This window comes from Bacillus xiamenensis, from assembly GCF_000300535.1.
Lineage (GTDB): Bacteria > Bacillota > Bacilli > Bacillales > Bacillaceae > Bacillus > Bacillus xiamenensis.
Genome location: NZ_AMSH01000116.1, coordinates 1 through 1,227, shown reverse-complemented (window position 1 = coordinate 1,227; position 1,227 = coordinate 1). Strand labels below are relative to the sequence as shown.

The window sequence follows — 1,227 nt, the reverse complement described above, 5'->3', positions numbered from 1 at the left end:
AGAATGTGGTGAAGAGGGTTGAGAAGACGGGGAAGAATAAAGCTACTACATTTAAAATGGGGTATAAAAAACACCTAAAAGAAGTAGAAGCTGTTGTTAGAAAGAAAAACAAAGGCATTGTTGGTGGTCATAATTTGAAAGAATTTGAAAAAGTATTTATTGATAATGGTTGGGATATACAAAAATGTATTATATCTAAAAAGCCGCATTCTAAGTTTAAAGGAATATATGAGGTTGAATACGGTTTACCTGCTCTAAATAGAGAAGGTAATATTATCCCTGGTGAACTAAAAAAAGTTCGTACCCCAAAGACAGTTTATGATCCAAGGTTGATTTCAGATAAGAAAATGTTACAGTGGGGCGAAGAAGCGATGAAGAATGGAAAGATTGAAGGTAGGAAAATTACTGGAACTTCTAAGAACGGACTGAAGTTTGAAGGTTATATTGATGAAGCTACAGGAGAAATTACAAACTTCTTCCCAACATTGAGGTAATGGAGAGTGAAAACATTGAAAAATAAAAATAAAGAGCTTGTAAAATACTTCTTTCAAGTAATGGGGGACGAAAGGTTCCTAACAATTATGGATAAATTTTCAAAAAAAGAGGGGTATGGTATCGAACATGTATGGTGTGTTTTTGCAGACGATTATGAAGAATGGGAAGAAGATTATTTCGGTGAAGAAGGAATAGCTTTTTATTTCGATTATCCTGCCGTACAAGAAGACGAGGAAGTAATATTAGATTATGAAACTTTATATGAATATCTAGATGAAATTGTAGAATTCTATTTAGTTAGACATCCAGAAAATAAGTTAGAAATAGATAACTATATGAAGAAAATTAAACTGAAATATAATATAAAACAATCAAGAAAATGAATTGAATTCCCTAAAAAGCAAAAGAGCTACACTATATAATCTTTGTTCATGAGAAATTAAAAGTAACATATTTTATTTTGAGGTACTTTGATGCTATTGAGTATCAAAGTACCTTTTATTATGTATGACGATTGAACAAAATAAAGTGAGCTTATGTGCAGGTATTTGGAAGCGTGAAAACGTCAAACCCATAATTACACTGCGAAGTTGTCTCAACCGCCGAGAACATCATCCTAGAATACAGCGGAATCTACGACGGCTACCGAGCAGTTACTGGTAAAGACCCAGAAACCAGCAAAAATATCAGCAGCACCGACCAAGCCCTATCCGCAGCCTCTATTATCCCATT

The 1,227-nt window shown here is 33.6% G+C and carries 2 protein-coding genes and 1 pseudogene; all 3 read left to right on the top strand.

Going from position 1 to position 1,227, the window contains the following annotated elements:
* Positions 1-494, top strand: a 494-nt coding sequence (locus tag BA1_RS18965; protein WP_008362294.1) for a CdiA family toxin C-terminal domain-containing protein, incomplete at its 5' end; no start/stop codon positions are given.
* A 15-nt stretch (positions 495-509) separates the two neighbouring features.
* Positions 510-878 (top strand): ribonuclease toxin immunity protein CdiI, encoded by a 369-nt coding sequence (cdiI, locus tag BA1_RS18185; RefSeq protein WP_008362291.1) that lies wholly within the window; start codon positions 510-512, stop codon positions 876-878.
* 218 nt (positions 879-1,096) lie between these two features.
* Positions 1,097-1,227 (top strand): annotated as a pseudogene (locus tag BA1_RS18960) (pre-toxin TG domain-containing protein); the annotation flags it as partial.